Annotated in this window: 7 protein-coding genes; 4 read left to right on the forward strand and 3 right to left on the reverse strand. The window is 62.9% G+C overall.

Features of this window, described 5'->3' with window-relative positions; all coding sequences use genetic code 11:
- Nucleotides 1–42: 42 nt before the first annotated feature.
- Entirely contained in the window at nt 43–366 is a 324-nt protein-coding gene (locus tag ACMNI9_RS02890) for a heavy metal-binding domain-containing protein (protein WP_114566977.1), read from the forward strand.
- A gap of 26 nt (nt 367–392) precedes the next feature.
- Nucleotides 393–1,250 (forward strand): ion transporter, encoded by an 858-nt coding sequence (locus ACMNI9_RS02895; RefSeq protein ID WP_418830782.1) that lies wholly within the window; start codon nt 393–395, stop codon nt 1,248–1,250.
- A 9-nt stretch (nt 1,251–1,259) separates the two neighbouring features.
- Here the strand turns inward: ACMNI9_RS02895 and ACMNI9_RS02900 are convergent, their stop codons facing one another.
- Nucleotides 1,260–2,237: a patatin-like phospholipase family protein gene (locus ACMNI9_RS02900; RefSeq protein ID WP_418830783.1), complete on the reverse strand. Its 978-nt coding sequence runs from the start codon at nt 2,235–2,237 to the stop codon at nt 1,260–1,262.
- A 225-nt stretch (nt 2,238–2,462) separates the two neighbouring features.
- Here ACMNI9_RS02900 and trxA point away from each other — a divergent pair, with 225 nt between their 5' ends.
- Complete coding sequence (gene trxA / locus ACMNI9_RS02905; protein WP_114566974.1) at nt 2,463–2,771, forward strand: thioredoxin; 309 nt, start codon at nt 2,463–2,465, stop codon at nt 2,769–2,771.
- A gap of 417 nt (nt 2,772–3,188) precedes the next feature.
- Here the strand turns inward: trxA and ACMNI9_RS02910 are convergent, their stop codons facing one another.
- Nucleotides 3,189–3,947: a MerR family transcriptional regulator gene (locus ACMNI9_RS02910; RefSeq protein WP_418830784.1), complete on the reverse strand. Its 759-nt coding sequence runs from the start codon at nt 3,945–3,947 to the stop codon at nt 3,189–3,191.
- A gap of 142 nt (nt 3,948–4,089) precedes the next feature.
- On the opposite strand from ACMNI9_RS02910, the gene ACMNI9_RS02915 reads away from it, so the two are divergent.
- Nucleotides 4,090–5,442 (forward strand): MATE family efflux transporter, encoded by a 1,353-nt coding sequence (locus ACMNI9_RS02915; RefSeq protein ID WP_114566973.1) that lies wholly within the window; start codon nt 4,090–4,092, stop codon nt 5,440–5,442.
- A 24-nt stretch (nt 5,443–5,466) separates the two neighbouring features.
- Here the strand turns inward: ACMNI9_RS02915 and msrB are convergent.
- The coding region (gene msrB / locus ACMNI9_RS02920; RefSeq protein WP_418830785.1) for a peptide-methionine (R)-S-oxide reductase MsrB at nt 5,467–6,208 on the reverse strand (742 nt) is incomplete at its 5' end.

The raw sequence follows: 6,208 nt of genomic DNA on the forward strand, positions 1-6,208 counted from the left end.
CTTCGAAGGTACACGTACTGCAGTTACGAGAAGGAGCGTTTCATGATCGTTACCACCACGCCCTCTGTCGATGGGTACCGCATCTCTGGTTATTACGGCGTCGTTTTCGGAGAGGTTATCACGGGCGTCAACTTCCTGCGCGACTTCGGCGCGGGGATTCGCAACATCGTGGGCGGGCGCAGCGAAGGTTACGAGCAGGAACTTACCCAGGCGCGCACCGAAGCGCTTCAGGAGCTTGAGCAGCGTGCCGCGGTAATGGGTGCTCATGCGGTGGTCGGCGTCGACATCGACTACGAGGTGCTCGGCCAGGGCAACATGCTGATGGTGACCGCTTCGGGCACTGCCGTCACGCTCGAGCAGGCGTAGCGTTCCTCTCGGACGAAACGGGGCGGATGGCGATGGCGGGAGAAGGGAAAACGCGGTTCGATCGCGCGTCGCGCTTCAAGCAGCAGGTTTACCTGGCGCTCGAAGATTTGTCGGGCGCGCACGGACTCGCGCGCGTCGTGGGCGTGGGACTCTTCGTCCTGATCGTGCTGAACGCGTTGCTGGTGTTCGTCGACTCGAACCCCGGGGTTCCCTATGCGCTCTCCCAGGTTTTCCTGGCGTTCGGACTGGCATCGAGCGTATGCTTCGGCGTGGAGTACCTTGCACGGCTGTGGGTGGCCGACCTTGCGCACGCCGGGCTGTCGCCGCTGCGCGCCCGCGCCCGCTACGCGCTCTCGCCCATGGGCGTTATCGATTTGCTGGCGTTTCTGCCCGGTTTGCTGGTGTTTCTTGTTCCGGTATCGCCTTCGGCGCTTAACGCCGCGCGCATCGTGCGCCTGATCCGCCTCATCAAGCTGTCCCGCTACATGCGGGGTCTACGCTCCATCGCGCGCGTCTTTCACAAGCGCCGGTCCGAGATCATCGCGTCGTTCATGGTGCTGGGCCTGCTCACCGTTACGGCAAGCGTGCTCATGTACCAAGTGGAGAACCCGGTGCAGCCCGATAAGTTCGACAGCGTGCTCACGGGCATGTACTGGGCCATGACCACCATTACGTCGACCGGGTACGGAGACCTGGTGCCCGTTACGGCGCTGGGACGCTTCGTCGGGTTCGTCACCATGGTGCTGTCCATCGGCGTGGTGGCCATTCCGGCAGGCATATTCTCGGCCGGGTTCGTGTCTGAGTTTCGGGCGCAGGACGCCCGCAACCACGACGCTGGCGAGCGTCTGGAAAACCCCGATAATCGCGATGGCTGCGAAGACTAGCGGTGCGCGCTACCGTTCCAGATACGCCTGGAGCGCAGGCCAGCGCTTGGCCGCCTCGCCGTAACCTTGTTCGTACAGGGCCAGCAGCTTGTCCGGATCTTTTTCCATGTTTCCTATGGTCACCGGCTCGGGCGGCTGTATGAGAAACAGCTTTCCCTCGTCTTGCAGGCGGGGGAGCGCGCGGTACATGCGATTGTAGTCGTAATGGCGATGCTGCAGGCGTTCGAGGAAGTACGGGTACAGCGCGTAGCGCTGGCGAAGGATAGCCATGAGCTTGTTCGGCGTTTTTACGAAGTCCGCGGCTTGCGTCAGGACCACGATGTGCTTTTTCGCGCCCGTGAGCATGGAGTATACGATGGGCACGCTGTCGCAGGTTCCGCCGTCGAGCAGCAGTTTGCCGTCGATGTCGACGATCTGGCTGACCAGGGGCATGGACGACGACGCAATAAGGTAGGGAAGGTCGGCTGCCGAGTCGGTGAACTCGTGGTAGTCTGCTTCGCCCGTCCTCAAGTTGCTGGAAACCGCCACCAACTGCATGGGCGATTGGTCGAAGGCGGGGTAGTTGAACGGTTCGAGCACGTTGGGAATCTCGTCGAACGTGAACGCGCGGCCGCAGGCGTTGCCGGTGCGCACGAAGCTTTTCATGGACAGGTAGCGCCAATCATCGCAGTACTTCATGTTGAGGTAGCATGCTCGCCCGTTTTGGCCGGCCACGTAGTTGTACCCGCACAGCGCTCCCGCCGACACGCCGATCACGCGCTCGCAGAACAGCTTCTGGTCCATGAAGAAGTCCAGGACGCCGGCGGTGAACTGTCCGCGCATCGCGCCGCCTTCCAGCACGAGGTTGACCGGCGATGCCGCATGCCCGTCCCAAGCGGGAGGGTACAGGGACGAAGGTGCGGTGTCCGGGTTGGCCCCGGGCTCTTTGGACTTGGCTCGGGCGGCGTGCTGAACGAAGGGTTCGCGTGCGGAGGATTGGATGCTCATGCGGGTCCTTTCTCTGATCCGCATTATTATAGCGGGTTCGTTTCAAGGTTGCTGCGGCCCGATATGTCGGGTTTCTCTAGATTTATCCCCTATTTGGTAACATTTGATGCAGCATGTGCGGCTTCCGGTTAAAATACACGCAAATGAACGAAGAGCCGATGCGCAAGCTCGGTTCGAGCGGCGTGGCTTCCCCGAAGGAGGCGTCGCCAAGTAAAGGAGGTTGTTATGAGCGAGGTTATCTCTTCTGCTGATTTCCAGTCCAAGGTGCTCGACGCGCAGGGACCGGTGCTCGTGGACTTTTTCGCCACGTGGTGCGGACCGTGCAAGATGCTCGCCCCCACGCTTGACGAGGTGTCCAGCGAAGTGGCCGGCAAGGCGGCCGTTTACAAGGTGGACATCGACCAGAGCCCGGATGTGGCCCAGCGCTACGGCGTGATGAGCGTCCCGACGCTTGTCGTATTCGAAAACGGCCAGGTCAAGCAGCAGGCTGTGGGCGTGCAGCCGAAGCAGAACATCTTGGCGATGCTGGGCTAAGCTAGCATCCTAATGTGCTATCGCAAAGGGAGCCGCAGCATGCGGCTCCTTTTTTGCGCGACGCGACGGGGTCGTTCCTCCGTGCACGATTCTTTCCCCAATGTTGCGCGCGAGTGCATGTTGAGGCCCGTCCGCCGGCGGCGAATGATCGCGACCAGGCAAAACGCGCGGTCTCGTCGATGTCCGCCTCTTCGTACGCCTCTCGGACGCAACATTGGGGAAAGAATCGTGCAAAAACCAGGGCATCTGACGCTGCCGTGCGCAGACGTCCCCTTCCACCTTCCGAAACGCCAGCGAGGCTTTTACGGTCTTGGAATGGGGAGCTGCACCGATAGCGGCTTGACGGCGCATCGGATTACGGCGAGTTCGGCTCGACGGTTCGCCTCGGCCGGCTTTGCCGCCTGCCCGCTTGTCGGGCTACGTCACGATCCAAGACCGGTAGTAATCCCAACGGGATCCGTCTTCGGGTTCGGTTGCGGTCACCAGGTACGTGCCCACCAAAGCGCGAGGATGCAGGCCGGAACGGGTCGCAGCGTCGAACAGCTCGGCTGCGTTGTTGCCGTCAAGCTCCGGCGTGGTTTTGAGCAGGCATTCCCGACAGGTGCGCTCGTTGTCGGAAGGCGTGCGCACCCAAAGCGGGGAAGCGCTCCCTGCTTCGTCGGCCACGGCTTCGTGCACGACGGAGGGGTCTTCGGCTCGTATCAGCACGGCGTAGCACCATGGCTCGTCTATGAGCGCGTTCCACGGTACGGACGTGTTGTAGTCGATGCTGGTCAGACGTTCGATGGCGGGCGTTGCCGGGCGCATCCCGGAAACCCTCAACTCCTCGGCCACGGCGTTGAGCGAGCGTTGGCGGGCGAGGCGCGTCCGCATGGTCTCAAGTTCCGCGATGCGCTGCTCGATGCTGTCTTCAGTGCGTCCGAGCGCATCGTCAAGCGCGCTGATGGACATGGCCCGATAGCTTGCCAGGTCGCGCACCGGCACGCCCAGCTGGCGGTAAAAGGCGATCTCGCCTGCTTCGAGCACGTCGTGCAGCGCGTATCGCCGGTAGTCGTTGCGCTCGTCGCGGCTTGCGCGGACAAGCCCCTGGCTTTCCCAGTAGCGCAGCGTGGAAGGGGCAACGCCCAGACAGCGCGCTGCGTCCTTGATGTCGTAGTAGCGCGGCGTTGCGTTCACGGCGCTTCTCCCATCCTGACCTGGCTCCTGTTTGTTTGGAGATTCCGAGAATCCTGCTCGGGCGGGTTTACCTTCAAGCAGCTTTAAGGTTTAGAGTACCATCCGGAACATTTCAGGGCAAGATCCGCAGCGGAGAATCGGCATGATCAAGAAAAGCATGGTACGCGAGTACCTTAAGTACATAATCCCTACGATGCTCACGTTCACGTTGGCGGGCGTATACAGCATCGTCGACGGCATCTTCGTGGGGCATGCCGTGGGCGACGCCGGCTTGGCTGGCATCAACGTGGCGTTTCCCGTGGTCGCGTTCATCATGGCGGTGGGCACGGGCGTGGGCATGGGCGGCGGCGTGATATCCTCCATCGCGCGCGGCGCGGGCGACGAGGAAAAATCGCGGCGTGCGGTGGGCACGACGTTTCTCATGCTGCTTCTGGCCTCGATTCCCATCATGGCGCTGCTGTTTTTGTTCGCGGGTCCCGTCTGCGAGCTTTTGGGCGGGCGCGGCGAAACGCTCAACCAGGCCATCTCCTATATCGGGGTCATCGCTTGGGGCGTGCCGTTTCAGATTATGGTGACGGGCTGCACGCCGCTCATTAGAAACCAGGGCAAGGTCGCCTTCGCCATGGCGGTGCAGGTGCTGGCAGGGCTCATGAACGTGGTGCTCGACTACGTGTTCGTGATTGCGCTGAGCATGGGAACGGCGGGCGCCGCCGAGGCCACGGTTTTGTCCCAAATTGCCGCATTCGTGCTGGTTGCCGGCTTCTTCCTGCGCAAAGAGAACCGCATCAGCCGCGCCGATCTGCGTATAGACGGCAGGATAGCCGCACATGCCCTCAAGCTGGGATTGGCCCCGTTCGGCCTTACGCTCTTGCCCGAAGCCACGGTTGTGGCCATCAACGTGAACCTGGCAACCTACGGCGGCGAGACGGCGCTCGCGGCGTACGCGGTGGTGTCGTACACGGCTTGCGTGATCCAGATGCTCATCCAGGGCGTGGGCGACGGGTCACAGCCGCTCATCTCACGCTACTACGGGTCGGGCGACGCCGACGCCGTTCGGCGCTTCCGCAACACCAACTACCTCATCACCATCAGCTTGGGCGTGATCGGCCTGGCCGCTATGTACCTGCTGCGCCATCAGGTGCCGCTGCTGTTCGGCGCCTCGCCCGAAACCACGGGGCTCATCGCCTGGGCGCTGCCCGTGTTCTCGACGGCGTACGTGTTCTACGGCTTCACGCACGCATCCACGTCCTACTTCTATGCGGTGGACGATGCGAAAGCGTCGAACGCCATCGTGTACGGCGAAGCCGTCCTTGTCGTTGCCGTGGTGTTCGGTATGGCGTGGGCGTTCGGGCTGGACGGCATCTGGATCTCGGTCACCATCGTGCAGATGATCCTGTCGGTTGCCGCGGGCGCGCTCCTGCGCTTCCGGCACCGCAGCCGCGAGCGCGAGCGCAGCTGCAGCTTGGACGGGGATCCCAGCTGCAGCTCTTGCTAGCGCGCTTGGTCGAGGACGGCGGTTTTAGACCAGCGGCTTGAGGTAGCCGTAGCCTTCCGCGTCCATGCGGTCGTAGGGGACGAAGCGAAGAGCTGCGCCGTTGATGCAGTAGCGAAGCCCGCCGCTTTGCGCGGGGCCGTCCGAGAACACGTGCCCAAGATGGGCGTCTCCGGCGTTGCTGCGCACCTCGGTGCGCAGGGTGCCCAGGCTGTGATCAAGGTGCTCGGTTACCACGCTGCGGGCGATGGGGCGCGAAAACGCCGGCCAACCGCAACCGGAGTCGAACTTATCGGCGGACGAGAATAGCGGTTCTCCGCTGGTTACGTCCACGTAGATTCCGCGTTTGAACAGGTGATCGTACGGGTGGGAGAACGGTCGCTCGGTGGCGTTGCGCCGCACGACGCGGTACTGGGATTCGTCGAGCGTTTGCTTGAGCAGGTCATCGTCGGGGGCGGCGTAGCCTTGCGCTCGGATGAGCTGGGCCGCCGTTTCGGGATCGTTCGGATCGACGCAGGGCGCGTCTTGCGGATCGCAGCCGGCCGATGCGCATAGGTCGTGGTCGAGCTTGCGCACGCCCGGGGTGTCCACGGCTTCGCACAGCCCGTCGTGCTCGATGCAGGGGCGGCCTTCCTGCAGGCCGGTTCGCCGCGCGAACTCGTCGGCCGCTCCCAGGTGGATATGGCAGTAGCCTCCGGGGTTCTTGGCCAGGTAGTCTTGATGGTAGTCTTCGGCGGGGTAGAAGCCGTCGAGCGGTTCCACTTCGGTG

The sequence above is a fragment of the Paraeggerthella sp. genome (genome assembly GCF_048427265.1).
Classification (GTDB): domain Bacteria; phylum Actinomycetota; class Coriobacteriia; order Coriobacteriales; family Eggerthellaceae; genus Paraeggerthella; species Paraeggerthella hominis.

Excerpts from the sequence above, each read along its gene's own strand:
- ACMNI9_RS02890 (WP_114566977.1), top strand. The coding sequence starts at position 43 with ATGATCGTTACCACCACGCCCTCTGTCGATGGGTACCGCATCTCTGGT.
- ACMNI9_RS02895 (WP_418830782.1), top strand. The coding sequence starts at position 393 with ATGGCGATGGCGGGAGAAGGGAAAACGCGGTTCGATCGCGCGTCGCGC.
- ACMNI9_RS02900 (WP_418830783.1), bottom strand. The coding sequence starts at position 2,237 with ATGAGCATCCAATCCTCCGCACGCGAACCCTTCGTTCAGCACGCCGCC.
- trxA (WP_114566974.1), top strand. The coding sequence starts at position 2,463 with ATGAGCGAGGTTATCTCTTCTGCTGATTTCCAGTCCAAGGTGCTCGAC.
- ACMNI9_RS02915 (WP_114566973.1), top strand. The coding sequence starts at position 4,090 with ATGATCAAGAAAAGCATGGTACGCGAGTACCTTAAGTACATAATCCCT.